This is a genomic window from Phormidesmis sp. 146-33 (assembly GCF_052939515.1).
The window spans coordinates 67,272-84,124 of the sequence record NZ_JBJPHU010000003.1; the positions used below are offsets into that span (position 1 = coordinate 67,272).

The 16,853-nt window shown below is 47.4% G+C and carries 14 protein-coding genes; all 14 read right to left on the reverse strand.

The window, feature by feature from the left end; genetic code table 11:
- Nucleotides 1-4 precede the first annotated feature (4 nt).
- The 14 genes from ACJ2PR_RS02285 to ACJ2PR_RS02350 all read right to left on the reverse strand — a co-directional run bounded on the left by ACJ2PR_RS02285 (nucleotide 5) and on the right by ACJ2PR_RS02350 (nucleotide 16,842).
- Nucleotides 5-1,237 carry a glycosyltransferase family 4 protein gene (locus ACJ2PR_RS02285; protein WP_446859111.1) on the reverse strand — a complete coding sequence of 411 codons (1,233 nt, stop codon included), beginning with the start codon at nucleotides 1,235-1,237 and terminating at the stop codon, nucleotides 5-7.
- A gap of 61 nt (nucleotides 1,238-1,298) precedes the next feature.
- On the reverse strand, nucleotides 1,299-2,192 hold the full coding sequence (locus ACJ2PR_RS02290) for a beta-1,6-N-acetylglucosaminyltransferase (protein ID WP_446875753.1): 894 nt from the start codon (nucleotides 2,190-2,192) through the stop codon (nucleotides 1,299-1,301).
- Between the two features lie 342 nt (nucleotides 2,193-2,534).
- Nucleotides 2,535-4,682, reverse strand: a complete 2,148-nt coding sequence (locus tag ACJ2PR_RS02295) for a hypothetical protein (protein WP_446875754.1) — start codon at nucleotides 4,680-4,682, stop codon at nucleotides 2,535-2,537.
- A gap of 67 nt (nucleotides 4,683-4,749) precedes the next feature.
- Nucleotides 4,750-5,655 carry a class I SAM-dependent methyltransferase gene (locus ACJ2PR_RS02300; RefSeq protein ID WP_446875755.1) on the reverse strand — a complete coding sequence of 302 codons (906 nt, stop codon included), beginning with the start codon at nucleotides 5,653-5,655 and terminating at the stop codon, nucleotides 4,750-4,752.
- 9 nt (nucleotides 5,656-5,664) lie between these two features.
- The gene (locus ACJ2PR_RS02305) at nucleotides 5,665-6,930 is read right to left on the reverse strand and encodes a polysialyltransferase family glycosyltransferase (protein WP_446875756.1); all 1,266 of its coding nucleotides are present in this window, start codon (nucleotides 6,928-6,930) and stop codon (nucleotides 5,665-5,667) included.
- A complete protein-coding gene (locus ACJ2PR_RS02310) occupies nucleotides 6,927-7,457 on the reverse strand; it encodes a KdsC family phosphatase (RefSeq protein WP_446875757.1) in 531 nt (176 codons plus the stop codon). The genes ACJ2PR_RS02305 and ACJ2PR_RS02310 overlap by 4 nt, the downstream gene beginning before the upstream one ends.
- 11 nt (nucleotides 7,458-7,468) lie before the next feature.
- Nucleotides 7,469-8,308, reverse strand: coding sequence for a 3-deoxy-8-phosphooctulonate synthase (gene kdsA / locus ACJ2PR_RS02315; RefSeq protein ID WP_446859117.1), 840 nt, complete (start codon nucleotides 8,306-8,308; stop codon nucleotides 7,469-7,471).
- A 20-nt stretch (nucleotides 8,309-8,328) separates the two neighbouring features.
- The gene (locus tag ACJ2PR_RS02320; RefSeq protein WP_446875758.1) at nucleotides 8,329-9,303 is read right to left on the reverse strand and encodes an acyltransferase family protein; all 975 of its coding nucleotides are present in this window, start codon (nucleotides 9,301-9,303) and stop codon (nucleotides 8,329-8,331) included.
- A 463-nt stretch (nucleotides 9,304-9,766) separates the two neighbouring features.
- Nucleotides 9,767-9,970, reverse strand: a complete 204-nt coding sequence (locus tag ACJ2PR_RS02325; protein WP_446875759.1) for a hypothetical protein — start codon at nucleotides 9,968-9,970, stop codon at nucleotides 9,767-9,769.
- A 30-nt stretch (nucleotides 9,971-10,000) separates the two neighbouring features.
- Complete coding sequence (locus tag ACJ2PR_RS02330; RefSeq protein ID WP_446859120.1) at nucleotides 10,001-11,002, reverse strand: glycosyltransferase family 2 protein; 1,002 nt, start codon at nucleotides 11,000-11,002, stop codon at nucleotides 10,001-10,003.
- A 178-nt stretch (nucleotides 11,003-11,180) separates the two neighbouring features.
- Nucleotides 11,181-12,776 (reverse strand): glycosyltransferase family 39 protein, encoded by a 1,596-nt coding sequence (locus tag ACJ2PR_RS02335; RefSeq protein WP_446875760.1) that lies wholly within the window; start codon nucleotides 12,774-12,776, stop codon nucleotides 11,181-11,183.
- A 13-nt stretch (nucleotides 12,777-12,789) separates the two neighbouring features.
- On the reverse strand, nucleotides 12,790-14,433 hold the full coding sequence (locus tag ACJ2PR_RS02340) for a glycosyltransferase family protein (RefSeq protein ID WP_446875761.1): 1,644 nt from the start codon (nucleotides 14,431-14,433) through the stop codon (nucleotides 12,790-12,792).
- 267 nt (nucleotides 14,434-14,700) lie between these two features.
- On the reverse strand, nucleotides 14,701-15,738 hold the full coding sequence (locus ACJ2PR_RS02345; RefSeq protein WP_446875762.1) for a glycosyltransferase family 2 protein: 1,038 nt from the start codon (nucleotides 15,736-15,738) through the stop codon (nucleotides 14,701-14,703).
- Between the two features lie 9 nt (nucleotides 15,739-15,747).
- The gene (locus ACJ2PR_RS02350) at nucleotides 15,748-16,842 is read right to left on the reverse strand and encodes a glycosyltransferase family 4 protein (protein ID WP_446875763.1); all 1,095 of its coding nucleotides are present in this window, start codon (nucleotides 16,840-16,842) and stop codon (nucleotides 15,748-15,750) included.
- Nucleotides 16,843-16,853: the final 11 nt, after the last annotated feature.

Here is a 16,853-nt window from a genome sequence, read left to right on the forward strand (position 1 = left end):
ATCTCTAGCGGGTTACAAAGTTCTGTAACACCTGTTGATAGAGATCGGCGTAGCGTTTAGATTGATGGGTTAGAGAATATTCCTGGAGAGCGATCGTGCGACAGTTTTGTTTCATGCGATCGCGAAGTTCTGAGTTTTCTAACAACTGCACAATTCCATTTTTGAGATCTTCAGCCTCTTCAGCCTGTGCCAAATAGCCCGTGATTCCTGGTCTGACTATCTCTGGAACCCCTCCAATCTTAAAGGAAACCATCGGAGTGCCGCAGGCCAAACTTTCCTGTAATACCAGCGGCAAATTATCTGCACGAGTTGGGAAGATAAATAAATCAGCAGCCGAATAAGCGATCGCTTTCTGGTGATCGTCGCGGACATAGCCTAGGTTGAGTGACGAAATTCCCAAGCTGTCTGTTTGCAACCCATCAGAGTTACCCAATGTCAGTAAGACAACTTCTGTCTTGAGCGAAGCGGGTAATGCTGCCAATGCTGCTACCAGCAGGTCGCCCCCTTTGCGCGAATCTTGCAAACTTTCTGCCACAAACAACAGGACTGCTTTCCCTAGAGGCAAATTTAATTGATTGCGGCACTCTGCTGGATCGAGGGGCTGATAAATCTCTGTATCAATCCCATAAGGAATGTGGTGAATGGGAAACTTACCCAACAAGCTTCGCCGCGCTAAATCAGCCAGCCAGCGACTTGGCGCAACCACGGTTAAATTAGCGTTGTGGTAGCTCCATTGTTTCAAGCGCCATTCTAGATGAGTGTTGTCACGGGCGATCGCCGGATAAGTTTCGGGATAGGGACAGTGCCCACAACCTCGCTGCCAGCGATCGCAGTCATAGCTGTAAGTACAGTGCCCGGTAAAACTCCACATATCATGCAGCGCCAAAACCGCAGGCTTATGAGCGACGAGCTTAGGAATTGCTAGATAGTTGAAGTAATTATTGTGCAAGTTGTGAAAGTTCAACACATCCGCTGCCGCATAAAATGGATGCTGCGCGATGTTGCCTGTTGCGGTCAAATTCAGATAGTGGAGTCCTAGTTTCTCAGTGATGCGCTGAAGCTGCCGTTCGACTTTGGGGTGACGAGGGACGGTGGCGATCGCGGCATCTTCTAACACGGCGTGACCTACTAGCAGTCGCGACTCAATTCCCTGACGCAGCAAGCCTTGATGTAGCCGATAACTAGCGATCGCTGCCCCTCCTGAAATGTCTGATTGATTGATTTGCAGGACGTTCATAAAATTAATACCCCATTCAACCCTTAACGACTAGCTTCATTGCTTCAAGCGAATCAGTCCGTTACCCGACAACGGCATCAAGTTCATTTAGAATTTTGGCATCTGTATCAACATCAAATTTTCTGGCGAAGTGCGCCGATGATGCCTGAATTTTGGGCAGATCTTCAAACAGCAGCGTCTTTGGGTGGCAAGCTTTTGTTGACCAATCGATATAGCGCCAGTGATTTTGAGAAACGTTGAGATGAGGCGCGTTACAAAATATCGAATGGTAATAGGATTCCTCTGGAGCGATCGTGTAAGAATCTAACCTACGGTAATGGGACGCTAAAGCAGGTTTCGCTCGATGAAATTCAATCAGATACTCTGCTGCTTTTCGATTAGCACAAAACCAATGTTCTCCAGCAAAGCAGCGAAAATTTTTTGAAAATGGGAGAAAAGGATCAGTGATGAATGGATGCTTTAAGGCTATTTTTCGCTTAGTTAAGTGGAGTTCTCTATTTAGAGATAGCGTGCGAAATTGTATAGAACAGTAACGCTCGTAGCATAACTTCTGCCAGGGAGTGTCATAATCGTTGTACTTAATTTCTGTATGACGAATATAAACATCATATGAACTTGAAGCCAGATCAGACAATATTTGCTTTGCTGGCTTTATTGGATAATCTGCCCCACTCAGCAACACAAACCAATCAGGTGGAGTCGAAGCTTCATACATTGATGAGAGTGCCTGTAATGCAGCTTCTAATACTGAGAATTTGCCCCAACCCGTCTGCAAATGAGGATTTACAAGCGAAACATTCCCCGTGAGTTGATCGGTCGGAAGGTCACTTTTTGAGAAATCATGATGACAGACGATCGTAGGCTGGTCAAACATGCGATTGAGTGTGTTAACCAGCCTGACAATTTGGTGGGGCTTGTTGTGGGTGAGGAGGATGAAGCCAATAGTTAACGTCATGGTTACTTCATAGATGATTTTAATTACTCTGTATTAATGTCAGTCTTCAACAAAGAGACAAGGTTTCCGGTTCAAAGTCCTTGATGACAGGACGGGTTGTGCAGTGATGCTGAAACCTACCAAAATCACTGTGATGTCCGGTTTACACCTGCCGAACACTAGACTTTCTGCGCGAATCCGGAAACGCCCCCTAAATCCCCCACAAGTGAGGGACTTTGAGCCAAAACTTGCGGTTTCAAAGTCCCCTAGAATGGGGGATTTAGGGGGCACAAGCCGACCCAAACGGAGCCAGACCTAAGAGCAGGTGACATCAAAATTCTATTCATGCAGGAGGTGTACTGACTATTGGCTGGTAGTTGCCAGGGTGAGATGGCTCAAACGCAATTGACACTGTTGCTTGACTACTGGTAACGGAGCTAAGTGGGACAGTCTTAGTTGTAAATAAGTTGAGGGAGGTGTGGACGCAGTGAGTTGAAAATTGTCAGCCGTGCCTGGTAGATGTGTGGTCTTCACGGTGTTGAGCGTCTGACCTTGAGCATTAATCACATCCAACCGAAGTTCTGTTCCGGGACATTGGGAGCCTGGGTTAGCAATCTTTCCGGTTACCTTCGCCTGAGACTTCTCCAGCGAGTTGATGTAGAGAAACGTTCCGGATTCTGTTGGATGCTTGCGATCGGAGCGGATCTGGTAATTTCCTGCCTTGCCCCACGCGATGTGCCCAGGTCGCTGATCTAACATTACCCAATTTGCTTGCCCGCCCGGAGGGGGATTAATCGTTTGTTGTAGTTGTTTCAGCGTGGCGATCGCAGTTGGTAAAGTGGTTGGTTTTATCCGACGATAGAGAGATACTTTTGCGCCATCAGTGAGTCGAAATTCGGCAGGTAACTTAACAAAATCCTGAGAGAATTTCCACCGTTCCTGAAAGATGTCCGTCACCACTTTCACAATATCCTGCTCGGCTGCCAAGAGATGATGTTTGAAGGGGTCAGTGACTACGACATAATCAGCTTGTAGAAGCCGTTCGAGGGGATACCGATCTCTTGAATCAATGTCTTCTGTGGGCAAAAAGTTGAGACTGGATTGTTGATGAACGATCGAATCCCCATTTTTCAGCACACTCCGATTAAACTCTGCGGCTGCGCCACCAACATAGATGGCTTCTTGATTAGGGGCGAGAATCTTTAATTCTTTGACCAGGCGCACCAGTTCATCATAGTCAGGCTGTCTCAAGGGTGGGCTGTTTGCAGCAAAGAGCCGACTGAGGTTAGTCCCCCATCCCAGAATTGGGGAGATAGAAGCAAGTGTTTCGGTTGGGGCAGGCATGAAGCCAAAGTATACATTCAAGCTGAGATAGAGCGCGCTGCCTGTCAGCATGAAGAGTCGCGATCGCCGTCGCAGCGTCAAGACCATACTAACCACTAAAGCAACCCATCCCAAAACAATCAGGGGCGTAAAGTGACTTGTATAATGCACCCCGATTTGCTTGACCTTAGTCACCCACAGCAAAAAGGTTAAACTATAAAAGGTTGCTACAAATGTCATGGCTGGACGCGCCAGAATCTGCATCTTCCAACCGACTGCATAGCCCAAAGCAGCCCCCAAAACAGCAATCCAGCCGTAAAGATTTCCATATGCTTGCAAACTCTCCTGAAGCGGGAACTCGTAAGAAGCATAGAGGCTAGTGAAGTTAGTTTGGAGAAGTCGCATCACAAAGGGCAATCCTAATAGCAGGATTGTCATCAGACTGACGATCGCAGTGAAGCCAATCTGTCGTAAGCGCTTGATCAAAGCCTGGGTTGTCTGGGGGGATGTCGATCGCCAGTCCTGTAATCCATCCAGTAAAGCTTGTACTATCATCGCCGCAAAAAACACTAGACTGGCATAGAGAAAGTGGCGGCGAAACAAGGGAACAAATCCTAACAAGCTGCCGATTACCAACACTTGCCAACGCTGCTGCAACTTGGGATCACGTAGATAAGTCAGGACGGACAGGGCAATCAACAGTGTACCTCCCGCATCCACATAGCCCCGCAGAGTAGGAATCCAAAATACAGGCGTTGTGAAGGTTACCACCAAGCTCGACCAGGAGGCAAGCCGCCGATGTTTAGGCAGCAGTTGATTGGCGATTGTCGATAAGGTTAAGGCTAGGGGTAATAGGTAAACGAATGCGGTACTTAAAATATAGGTCAGGCGAGATTCTCCAAATAAACCTCTGAACGGTAATAACAGCAGGGTTGGATAATCACTATAGTCCTGACTGCTAGACAACCAGGTTTTAGCCACTGCTAGTAGCGGAGATTCTTTGAGGGCGGTCAGCTTTTGGTCGATCAGGTCTACATAAGCCGTACTGTCCCAACCATAGAACATGCGTTCTTGAGAAATATATAGAGAGACTCCAGCCATCACAACGGCGATCGCCACCATCACTTGCAGAGGCGACATGTGCAGCGTTCGGTTAGCTTTAGAAAACAACACCTGATCTAGTTTCATAGCGTATAAAGCAAAGAGTAGGAGTCTCTCAAAATTTTAGGATTGAGGAAGTTGTTTCACGAGTCGGTTAAGCTTTGCGAAACTGAACGTACAGGCTGTGTCCGGTGATCAATTTTCGCAAGCCCAGATTGAGCAATCGTTCGCACCAGGGCAGCGTGTGACGATTCATGACTACCCTGCTAAAGGGAAGGTGCCGTTTGAGCAGTCCTTCATAGATACTGAGATAGTGCGGCACATGATAGTCTGTTAGCGGCTCATAGGCTACTTTCTCCAATTGAACCGGGAATACTTTCTCTAGAGATTTGAAGGCTGCATCAGACCACCACAGCATATGATGCGGGGGCATATTCAGCAGGTGCATCTCTTGATGTTTGATATAACTTTCTGAATTGGGCACACAGTAGATCAACATCCCGCCTGGTTTGAGCAATTCTAATGACCAGCGAATAAACTCATCGGGATTGGGCACATGCTCCAAGACTTGAAAACTACACACCGCATCAAAAGTGTTTGCATAAAGACGGACTGCCTCTTCGAGATCCAGTCGTTCTACAGGCAAGTTTTGGCGTTGTGCAGCTTCTACAGCGACCGCATTGAGATCGATTCCTTGAGCCTGCAAACCAGCGGCGATCGCACGTTTGACAAAGTGACCAGACCCCGTACCAATCTCTAAAATCTTTTGCCCTTTGGTGAGTTGGCTTAATGCAATCTGATGCTCCCATTTGTCGGGCATGTAGTACCAATCAAATTGCTGCAACTGAGCATATAGCTTACCAGAGCCAACCACCTCCATTGGAGTAAAAAACTTGAGCTTGGTCTGATTGCATTCGTAAAGGTGAATTTCTTGGTGCCCTTGCAGTTCGTCTGTAATATCAATTTGAAAACTCTGTTGCCAGCCTGGTATTAACTCTTTGGCATGGAAGGTCTTAACCAGGGTGACATCTTGAGAATGGGTAATAGGACTACAGGTCATAGCGGGTATTTAGGGGATAGCGGTCACTCGTGGGCTGTCAAAGGTCAGCTTCTGAAGCGCTGTTCTCAAAGCTTGTTCATGCTCGATTCGAGCCTGGGCCGCTTCTGGTCTAAACAGACTTAGCGTTAAATCGGGCCCAAAGCCCACAAAGCTCGGAACATCAAAGAGCAACTTCAGTGATAGGCAAGCAGAACTCACCGCAAACACCTGGACATCAGTTAGGAGATCGATCTGTGAGCAAGCCGCCAAAAAGAACACTTCAAACGGCAAGAAAAATAGCTCTGGTTCTGCCAAAATTACAATCTCGTCAAAGAGATCCGTGAGCGTCGATCGCAGGGCATATAGCTTGTTAATATCGTCTCTAGGGTGAGGTTTGATCACCAATATGCGAGACTGATTGCCCTGGGATTGTAAAAACTGACGATAGCCCGCGATCTCCTGTGCTTGAGACAGACGCTGCGCTTCGGATAGATTGGAGGTGAGTAAAAACGCGATCGTAGCTCCCGCGGTCTTTACTTGAAATTGGCGCACATATTCTGCATCTGCAAGGTTAGCTAATTGAGCAAAAACCTCTAGTAGAAAGGTGCGCTCGATCGTAACCGTTGGCATCGGCGGAACTTCTCCCAAAATGTCTGGTAAGACAAAGTAACCGATGTCAAAAGGAATGATTTGCAGAACAGTTCTCAGGTTGAGTTGTTGACGGATTTGCTGAAGGGCTTGTCCGGCTTGTCGTCGCCAAAATCGTCGAAATCGAGTCGCCGCAGATAGTGGGGCAGACGGTTGTTTAGGAAGGGCAGCCGTTCGCACGATCGGCGAAGTTTCCGAAAAATAAAGTCCTACACTGTCGCCATAGCAGACTTTCTCAGCCGCCTGATAAGCATTGAGTAACAGTTGATTGCCAAATTGCCAGTTGCGACAAAGATGAATTTCATCAGCCGTCTTTATGCCGATCAATTGATGAACTTGATCAAAGATGGTTTGCGGTGACGTATACTCCAGTCGTTGAGAAATCGATTGCAAGGTGTCTGGGGTGAGATACACGATCGCTGCCCACTCGCAAACTGACATTGCCATCTGTTTGACAAAGGCGACAAACTGCTCGTTTTGTCCTGCTGGAGCAAACAAATCATAAATCACAAGATAGTTGGCGTAGTTTTTAGCCTCCGGTTGTGTGCGTTCTCGGTGCCGCATGACGCTCAGAGCGGTTACGAGTTGAATGCTGCCTTGACAGGTGATAATGCGGTTGAATGGTTGAGAAGAATGAATGGCACTCATGTCGATTCGTGTTCAGTGCGATCGATCGTCGCGACTAAGAGGGCATCACAAACTTCGCGCACGGCTCCCTGTCCTCCGGACTTTTGCGTCACATAAATAGCCACTGCTCGATTTTCGGACATCGCATCTGCCACCGTCAGCGGACAACCCACCGCCTGCATCACGCCCAAATCGACCAGATCATCCCCCATGTAAGCCACTTGCTGGAGTGATAGATCGAGTTTTTGACACAGAGCGTTCAAGGTTGCCAACTTGTCTTTTACGCCGACAAACACCTGCTCAACGCCCAATCGTTTGGCTCGATACAGCGTCGCCTGAGAAGCACTGGCCGAAACGATCGCGACCTGAATACCTGCTTGCATGACACGCTGAATGCCCAGACCGTCTTTGACATTAAATTTTTTTAATTCTTCTCCAGTTTCGGTGTAGTACAAGCCGCCATCCGTGAGGACTCCATCGACATCCAGTGCCAGCAGTTTGATATGAGCCAGCCGCGCCTGTAGTTCAGATTCAGTGAGATAAGCCATAAATCCTCTGATTATTCCAAGTCGATCGCGTCTGTGGTCAAGCTTTCTCGAATGCTCAACAACTGTTTTAACAAAGGTTCTAGCTGCGCCAGGGGCACCATGTTGGGGCCGTCACTAGGAGCCGCATCCGGGTTTTCGTGGACTTCCATAAATAAGGCATCAACTCCCACTGCCACCGCTGCTCTCGACAGATAAGGCACAAACTGACGCTGCCCGCCCGACTTATTGCCTTGACCTCCGGGCATCTGTACACTGTGGGTCGCATCAAATACAACGGGATAGCCAAACGATCGCAGTTGGGGCAAGCCTCGAAAGTCAACCACAAGGGCGTTATAGCCAAAGCTCGTGCCTCGCTCGGTCAGCAAAATTTTGTCTGCTCCTCCTGCTTCTAGCTTCCGCACTACATTCTTCATGTCCCACGGTGCTAGAAACTGCCCTTTTTTAACGTTGACCGTGCGCCCTGTTGCTGCTGCTGCCAAGAGCAAATCAGTTTGACGACAGAGAAAGGCCGGAATTTGTAGCACATCTGCGACTTCTGCGACGATCGCCGCCTGATAGCTTTCGTGAATATCAGTGAGAACGGGAACGCCAATTTTGTCTTTGACCTTCTGTAACACCGCCAATCCCTCTTCTAGGGGCTGTCCTCGGAAGGAATCGACAGAAGTCCGGTTCGCTTTGTCAAACGAGGACTTAAAAATAAACGGAATCTGGAGGCGATCGCACACAGTTCGGATGGCATCTGCCATTTTTAGCGTAAAGTCTTCAGACTCAATCACGCAGGGCCCGCTGATCAAAGTCAGAGGATGGCCTTCACCGATCACGACTGTATCTGTCACTTGAGTACTCTTCATGCTTCAGGCTGCCTCTTGGATTAATGGGAAGAACTTGGAACGGGTTTAGCGGGCTTTCGTCGCAACGGGACATCCACTACATGGTAAAACAACATGGAAACCGCGAACGTCAAACCAACCAGCGCCACGGAGTTGTAGATTTTTAGAAAAGATGTAGCAATGATCAGCGTGGGTAAATGAAACAGGAACAGGGGATAAGATAGCTCGCCCAGATACTCTACCGCATTCGCAAACGCCAGAGGTAGTTTAATTGATTCAGCATAGATTAGTGCTAAAACCGTTAGCCCATAGGTCAAAGGAGCCAGCGGATGGAGATCATTAACTCCAATTAACACAGTACCTAACACCAAAATCAAGTGACCTAACAGTTCTCTATGCTTAACCTCACGGGCGTAAATAAATCCCAAAAGCCATACCCAGAGCAGTATCAAAAACCCTACCCCATACATCAAATGAGAGTAATAGGGTAACCCTAAGCGAGGATAAGCTGCGTATGAGATTGCTGAGATTCCGATTAAGCCAAGCAGGTATTTAGACTTGAGTTTTAGCAAAAATGGAGCAACTAAGTAGCAAAGCACCTCAATGCTTAGAGTCCAGAGAATGGCGTTGGAGCTAAGGGGCGCTGAAAGATAACCCTGGAGAAAGAAGAAATTAGCAACCACTTCTCGCCAGAGCGGTCTGAGAAACACTTCAGCAGTCGGAGATTGAATCGGCGAACCCAGCAGAGCAAAGGGCACGAGTGAGACGAAGATAGACAATATATAGAGTGGATAGACTCTAAAAATTCGCCGTTTGTAAAACCCCTTGGAGCCTTTCATCAGGGAATGGGCAATGGAATAACCCGACAGGAGCAAGAAGCCCAGAACGGCTGTAAAGGCATCCAGTTCGCTAAAATTTAGAAGAATATTATCTGCTGGCAAAAACCACCGCAAATGATTGCAAAGGACAATCCACGCCAGAAAAAACCGAACCCCTGCCAAAATTTTCCACTGCATACTTTGAGTGATTGCTTTACTTAATGAGTCAGGTTGTATCCAGGGAATGAATTTTTGTTGTTAAAGAAACCTGTTGCTCGATCGCTAATCCGCAACTCTGTCACTAACCCAGCTTGAAGACAAAATTTTTGGTTCAAAGTTCCTTACGAGTGGAGGGTTTAGGGAGCGTTTCCGAGTCTGCAAGCGACGCGAGACATTCATCGAACTGACAATAAAATAAGGCTCGATCGCGCTTCAGCGCCGCTGCCGATACCACACTGCGCTATGACCAACAATCCCGTCAAACCTAGCGCGCCTATTAGCGGCAAAACAGTAGAGGGTAATCCCAAAGCAATTTGTGAATGCTACAGATCCTTCGCCCCCTAAATTCCCCAGTCTGAGGGACTTTGAGAATCCGAGACTGCTTTGGCTTGAAGTTCCCCACAAGTGGGGGATCTAGGTTGCTCTCCCAGATCTGTAGCACTCAAAGATCATTTTGGTATGAGAGCAAGGCTGTTGCGATCGTGCATACTCCTACATAGACGACGGGTGCCCAAATGCCAGCCCGCTCAAGCCAGCTTTGTAACGGAGGAGGTGAAATGCTGCTCAACCCAGATAGGGTCAGTATTGTGGCGATCAGGCAGACAACGGTGAGCATGACTCTTGATCGCTTCAGTTTCGCGTTCATCCTGATCAGACGGGGCACTGAGATCAACTGCTAACGCCGATGGTGAACAATCGAAGACTCGATCGGCGACTGGGTTTCAAAGCCATAGAGATCCCGAACTAAATAAAGCGGTCTGCCTTTGACTTCTTCAAAGATGCGTCCCAAATATTCGCCAAAGATGCCCAGCATAATGAACTGCATTCCCCCTAAAAACAGCACTACTACCATCAGGGAGGTATAACCAGGAACATCAATGCCCAAAATCAACGTGCGAACTATCAGGTAAGCCGCATAGAAGAGCGCCAAAACAGACATCATAAAGCCGAGATAGCTCCATACTTTGAGTGGCACCAGGCTAAAGGACGTAATGCCATCCAGGGCAAAATTCCAGAGCCGCCAATAATTCCAGGTGGTCTTTCCCTGGTGACGTTGGGGGCGATCGTAATAAATATGGCTTTGTTTAAAGCCGACCCAGGCAAACAGCCCCTTCATAAAGCGGGTGCGTTCTGGCATTTGTTTGATCACATCGACCACGCGGCGATCGAGCAAGCGAAAATCTCCCGTATTGCGGGGAATATAAACATTGCTGATGCCACTGATCACCCGGTAAAACAGGTTTGCGGTCAGCCGTTTTAGCCAACTTTCACCCTGCCGCGATCGCCGGATGGCGTAGACGACATCGTAGCCCTCGCGCCATTTATCCAGCATTTCCTCGATTAGTTCGGGTGGATCTTGCAAGTCGGCATCGATCGGGACGATCGTCGCTCCATTGGTATAGTCCAGCCCGGCACTCAGCGCTAACTCTTTGCCAAAATTGCGAGAGAGATTCACCACTTTGACGGTTGGGTGGTCGCGATGATACGCTATCAACCGCTCTAGGGTGTCATCTTTACTGCCATCATTGACACAAACAATCTCGTACTTTACATTCAGCTTATCGAGAGAAGCAAACAACCGCTCAAACAAGTAATCAACATTGGCTCCTTCGTTGTAACAGGGGATAACAACTGAAAGATCGATATCTGACTCTGAGAACATATCGGTTAAGGGCACTAGGAAGACACAGCAAGTAGAGCATCAAGGCTGTCAATCCTGAGTATCGTAAGGTCAACTACAGCAGTCCTAAATCAGTCTTAAGGATCTTGAAATATTCGTTCTTAGCTATGAATTAACGACTTATCAGTAGCCACTAACCGCTAACTCCCGAATTCTTACAACTGAAATAGAACAGCTACCTAGGGTTTAATCGCCAAAGCCCGTCAGCATGAAGATTTTGTAGTTTGTAGGTCTTTCCAAGCTCTTGTCTGAACTTGGGCGAAGGTTTGTACAAGAGGAGCGTTTTAAAGGATTTAGGAATGTTGGGAATGACCGGATCAATCACCAACTGAAACTTGACTTCTGGCTTTAGCAAGTGGTTGAGGGCTAAAATATCGCCGATCGTGCCACCCCCCCCATAAGAAATCTCATGGCTAACAATCAGGGGTTGCTGAAACTGGTTGATAATGTCTGCGACGGGACGGTAGCTGCTGTAGTTCCCCTTTTTGACTTGAATCGAGCAGGAAAGAGAGCCAACGGTAAACAGTAGCGCCACAATCAGCTTCCATCGTCGCTGTTTCCACAGGCTCGCCCGCTCTGTCGAAAAGTGAGATGAAATGAGATAAGCGATCGCAAGCTGAATTCCTAGATAACAGGGCAAAAAATAGCGGCTATTGGTCGATCGAATGCCGCCTGCCAGCAAATCCTGCAAAATTAGAAACAAGGGCGGCGGGATAATCATCACCGTGATAAACCACCAGGTACGCGGGGCTGTCTGACGGTATAAAACAAACATTGCGTAGCCCACGAGTCCGATTACACCCGGTAAAGCCAGTCCTCGTAATCTCCCTGGAATCGCTCCCTCAGCAAGAAATGGCTGCTGAAGATTGTTAGCCCAGGCTTTCGCTAATTCTGGGAGCGGCAAGGATCGATTCATCCAGGCAGTCGCGACTCGCATCTGATCTAAATGAGTAAACAGCGCAAATAGCCACGGAGCAAACGCCAGCAAGCCGATCGCTGAAGCCACTCCATAAGCGATCGTCCGCCGATTGACTCGAAACCGCTCAATACAGATCACGTAGATGCCATGACCCAGCATGATCAGGCAGGAAAAGAGGTTTGTGTACAGCACGAGCGCGATCGCGCCAGCATAGAGTCCCCAACTTTGCGGCGTTTGCTGCTTCATGGCTCGCAGCAATGCCAGATGTAGCAGCAAAACTAGAACAATCCAAAGACTGTAAGCGCGAACTTCGGGGGCATAGTAAACCTGCAACGGCGAGATAGCAAATAGACCGACTGCTATCCACCCTGCAAGACGACTGCCAAATAGTTCTAAACTGAGCCAATACAAACAGGGAAACGCCAAAAGGTTGAGCAACACTGAGAGACTGCGAACCGCAACCAATGAATTGCCAAACCAGGACATCCAAAAATGCACCAGAACGTAGTAGAGCGGAGTCAGGGGATGGTCTTCGGTGGCAGTGCTGATGATAGTATCAATCCAGCTTTTGTCGGGTTGAATTTGCTGAAAAGGGTAGAGTTGGCTGGACGAAATCACCTGACCCTTAAATAGGGTGTGAGTTAGTTCAGCAATCGTATGCCCCGAAGCTCTCAATAGCGTGTGGGCCTCATCGTGCCAGTAGACGCGATCGCCCAGATAAGAAAACCGAAAGTACACGCCCAAAAGGACGACTACAAAGAGGAGAACCTTAAGCGCAGCCAGGGGATCAAGCCACGATCCCGCGCTGCTTTTGTTTGAAGTTGAGTGATTTTGAGCCGTGGGAGAAGTCATCAGGGAGTTAAGGTCAATGGGATAGAGCTTGACGCACAAAACGATGAACTTGATGCACCAGCGGAAAAGATTTTAACTGCTCACGGACTTGAGTTTGGCGACTGATCGTGTTGAAAGTCAGGCTTGTTGAGGTGGACAGATCATCAGGTGAGGCTGCGGATTTTTGGTAGATCAGGCAGGCTCCAAAGCCTAATTTATCGTGTGAACCTTTGGTCGTTTCGACACTCAGGGTAATCGGTTGAAAGCCTAGTGTGCGTATCTGTGACTTAAGCAGCCGTGTTAGTTTGAGGTCAGTCCCCACAATGATTAAGAATCCAGACTTTGCGACTAAAGATTTTAGTTCCCAGAGATGTTGAGTTTCGAGTAGGGTGGGTAGGTCAACAATCACGATTTCAAATGTCTGATCCACCTCTGTATCTAAGGGTAAAGGTTTCAGATCAACTTGTTCATGGACTCCGGCTCGAATGCACCAGGTAGCGGTATCTGCCATTGCTGGCGCAGAGTTAGCATAGGTAAAATCAACACGAGGAAGATCGGCTAAATCTGAAACGAGTTCTTTGTGGATACCTCTCCAGTACAATAATTTAATTCGAGCGTTTAAACGTTGTAATTCTTGAATTAACTCGTAAACTTTAAGACAGACGTTCAAAGCTTGATGATTTCTGAATAAATTGTCTTTTTGGATGCGGCAGTCATGCTCAAGGTTAAAGGGGCTTTCTAGTTGACCAGTGAGGACATAGTGATAGAACATCTCTTGTGTAGTTGTTTGGCTGTAACAACTCAGTAGTTTTTGTTGTCCCGCAGCGGCAATTTGGGCAGCTTTTTCTGGATGCTGTAAGTAGAAATTTACCTTCTCTAGCAACTCAGCCTCGCTGCCGTAACACTCCAAATGCTTGCCCTCTTCAAAGAGTTGAAATAAACCAGATTGAGGGCTAAGACGGTCAGTGAGGAGGAAACCGCCTGCCATTAAAACTTCAAATACCCGGCGATTTAGATCACCATTCAAACTACAGTTAAAGACGATATGAGATTTTGTATAGTCTTCCAGGCATTCAAGATAGGGCTTGCTTTGAACGTCGATCGACACCTTAGACTGCTCCAAAAATCTGAGTAAGCGACTACGATGTATATGTAGCCCAGACTCAGATCCTCGAAAAATGATGTCGTATATTTTCTGCTCACTTTTAGCCGGGACATAGTGATCGATATAGGCAGTTCCGGGCAGCCAAAACACATTTTTGAGACCTGCTTCCACAAAGAAATGTAAATGCTGAACTCCTTGATACACCCAATGGTAATCGCATTGTAAAACCTGGCAGTAGTGAACCATGTTGCTCAACGAGCCATCTCCCCAATGAAACGTATCTCCAAGTTTCATCACCTTGGGGCAGCTAAATTTTTCTAATCCCACTGGTAAGAAGCTGGGATCTCTAATGGATAGTTCAACAATTTCAGGTTGAAAATCAGGGGGAAGTTGTTCTAGAATAATTCCAGCATCAAACTCTCCGGTAGGCACCGCGATCGCTCGACCTGCTTGCAGCGCTTCTATAGGTGGATTGGGGCAGGCAATTAAGTTCTGTAGTTCCGGTTTGTCTAGCTCAAATGCAGCCAGCGGCAGAGGGAACGAACGAATGAACAGTTGTTTCGGTTTGGGCATCGGACTTACAAGTTTACAGGATACTGAAAAATAGGCGCTTTCACGATTCGTTGCAGTTTAGGATGATTAACACTGCAATTGATACTGCAAAGGATAACGACTGAATGCTGGGTAGACTTGATAGAAATTTCCGTTTGGAAAGCGGATCAGGACAGCTTAAGGCTATGGTTAATTCAACCAAGTCTACCTAAATTACAGTGACCCAATTAGATGAAAATCTGTTGTGTTAGCAGTTAGCTGTTGCATTGATCACCAATCCTTCAGAAATCATGCAGACTGACTGGACAGTAGTTCACGAAAGAACTGGGGCATGGCTTTCAAAAGCTTCGGATTCCAATACAAACTTTTCAACGAGTAGACCAGGGCTTCTTTGATCAACTTTTCTTGTTTAAAGCTTTGAGCGATCGGCCAGAGCGTCACTGTATAAGCCCGTCGCTTCATTTGCTTCACATGTTCAGGGAGATCTGCTCTTGAAAAGATCTTCTCCAGCAATTGAACTCTTTCTGCAAATGCGATAGAGCCTTGCGCTGATTTACACTCCGATCGCCATCGAAAGATTGCTAGTCGTTCATCTAACTTGATGGCGTGAATGTCTGGGCAGAGCAGGCTGATACGAGTCCAGTATTCTCTGTCCATTGTGTAGTGTAAGCTTTCATCAAATTCCCCGACTTTAGCAGCAATTTCTTTAGTGAGAAACACAGCAGGTTGTCCGGGGCCTTCGACTCCCATGAGGAAATGTTCTAGATTAAAATCTCGTGGCTCTTTAATTCGCAATTCCTGGAGTAGCGGCAAGTCTTGAACTGAGCAAATGCCCGATACCGCTTGAACCGTCTCATTGGCTGTAAACGTGTGAGCAACCGTAGCCAGTGCCCCAGGCAACAACAAGTCATCTGAGTTTAAGTAGTGCAGGATATCCCCTTGTGCGACTGCCCAGCCCTTATTGATCGCATGGGATTGCCCTCGATCGGGTTCGCTGACCCACTGTTGGATAAATGCCTCATACTTGCGAATGACTTCAACCGTCTCATCCTGACTGCCGCCATCCATGATGATGTATTCCAGGTTTGGATAACCTTGCAGCAAAATTGAGCGAATCGTCGCTTCGATAAACGCTCCTTGTTGGTAGGAAGGGGTAACGATCGTAATCAGCGGATAGGAACGACCATCAGGAAGGTGATCAGGGAGTTGAGTGCTTTCTTCAGTCCAAGGCCAGCCCGTTTTTCCCAGTGGTGGAGCGGGAAGGTCACTTAACTTAGGGCAGCGCCGCCCAGTGGAGGATTGAGTTTGTACGACTAAATCTGTCATGGCTAAGAGCTAAATGGTGCTACGATAAATTTCTAGAGTTCTGGACGCTGCTGTGTCCCAACTAAAAGCTTTGACTCTTTGGGTTCCTCGTTCAATCAAGCGTTTTCTCGCTTCAACTTCAGTCAGAAAAGACTTCAAGATTTCTGCCAGGTCAGCAATTGACCTCGGATTGAATAAAATACCCGCGTCCCCAACGACCTCCGGAAAACAAGACGTATTAGAAGCAATGACCGCAGTTTCACAAGCCATCGCTTCTAGTAGCGGGATACCAAATCCTTCGTAGAGAGAAGGATAGATAAAGGCGATACTACAGCGGTAGAGCTTTGCTAAGTGAGTATCATTCACTTGTTGATAGACTTCTACTTTTTCTGCCAAATTCAAGTCATGAATGAGCTTCCACTCCTCGTCATTCAATGGATTACCCACCACGCAAAGCGCAACATCGGGCTGATCGTAGAAAGCTTTAGAGAAGGCGCGAAGCAATCCATCAAAGTTCTTATAATCAATTTTGCGACTTCCCACATAGAGATAGTAGGGTCGCTCAGGAACCGCTTCAGATCCGTATGCTAGGGTGTGGTTGATGTCAGAGGCGTGGTGAGTAACAAAGACCTTTTCTTCAGCAACAGGGTAGAAATTCAGTAAGTCCTTTTTAGTGTTTTCAGAGACGCAAATAAGGGCTTGGGCTGAAAGAATTGCTTTGCGTTTGACCGCCGCTTTCTCGCCAGTTGGGTCGATCGTCGCCGCAAAAATCTCATGAACGAAGTCATGCACTGTGAGAACGATCGGACAGGAGTAGCTGCTAAAATCACGCTGAAGAAGCGTTGTATAGTACGTCGGATGAAAGCAATCGAAACGCCGAATAGAATTTAAGAAGCGAAAGTAGTATGAGTCAAGCTTGGAGACGAGTCTAGACGAATTGAAGTCAGGACAGCGGTAAATTTTTAATTTTGGATGAGTTGGATAATGCTCAGTGGAAGCGTGGTGAGGTGCGGTGAGCGTCGGATGGCAATCTTGGGGTAATCGTCGAATAATGTTGTCGAAGTATCGATTAATGCCTCCCGATCGTTGTAATGCGTAGCTTTGTCCATCATAAAGAATTCTCATTCCACAGCAGT

Bases quoted from the DNA above. Each gene is read 5' to 3' on its own strand.
- ACJ2PR_RS02285 (WP_446859111.1), bottom strand. From the start codon at position 1,237: ATGAACGTCCTGCAAATCAATCAATCAGACATTTCAGGAGGGGCAGCG.
- ACJ2PR_RS02290 (WP_446875753.1), bottom strand. From the start codon at position 2,192: ATGACGTTAACTATTGGCTTCATCCTCCTCACCCACAACAAGCCCCAC.
- ACJ2PR_RS02295 (WP_446875754.1), bottom strand. From the start codon at position 4,682: ATGAAACTAGATCAGGTGTTGTTTTCTAAAGCTAACCGAACGCTGCAC.
- ACJ2PR_RS02300 (WP_446875755.1), bottom strand. From the start codon at position 5,655: ATGACCTGTAGTCCTATTACCCATTCTCAAGATGTCACCCTGGTTAAG.
- ACJ2PR_RS02305 (WP_446875756.1), bottom strand. From the start codon at position 6,930: ATGAGTGCCATTCATTCTTCTCAACCATTCAACCGCATTATCACCTGT.
- ACJ2PR_RS02310 (WP_446875757.1), bottom strand. From the start codon at position 7,457: ATGGCTTATCTCACTGAATCTGAACTACAGGCGCGGCTGGCTCATATC.
- kdsA (WP_446859117.1), bottom strand. From the start codon at position 8,308: ATGAAGAGTACTCAAGTGACAGATACAGTCGTGATCGGTGAAGGCCAT.
- ACJ2PR_RS02320 (WP_446875758.1), bottom strand. From the start codon at position 9,303: ATGCAGTGGAAAATTTTGGCAGGGGTTCGGTTTTTTCTGGCGTGGATT.
- ACJ2PR_RS02325 (WP_446875759.1), bottom strand. From the start codon at position 9,970: ATGAACGCGAAACTGAAGCGATCAAGAGTCATGCTCACCGTTGTCTGC.
- ACJ2PR_RS02335 (WP_446875760.1), bottom strand. From the start codon at position 12,776: ATGACTTCTCCCACGGCTCAAAATCACTCAACTTCAAACAAAAGCAGC.
- ACJ2PR_RS02340 (WP_446875761.1), bottom strand. From the start codon at position 14,433: ATGCCCAAACCGAAACAACTGTTCATTCGTTCGTTCCCTCTGCCGCTG.
- ACJ2PR_RS02345 (WP_446875762.1), bottom strand. From the start codon at position 15,738: ATGACAGATTTAGTCGTACAAACTCAATCCTCCACTGGGCGGCGCTGC.
- ACJ2PR_RS02350 (WP_446875763.1), bottom strand. From the start codon at position 16,842: ATGAGAATTCTTTATGATGGACAAAGCTACGCATTACAACGATCGGGA.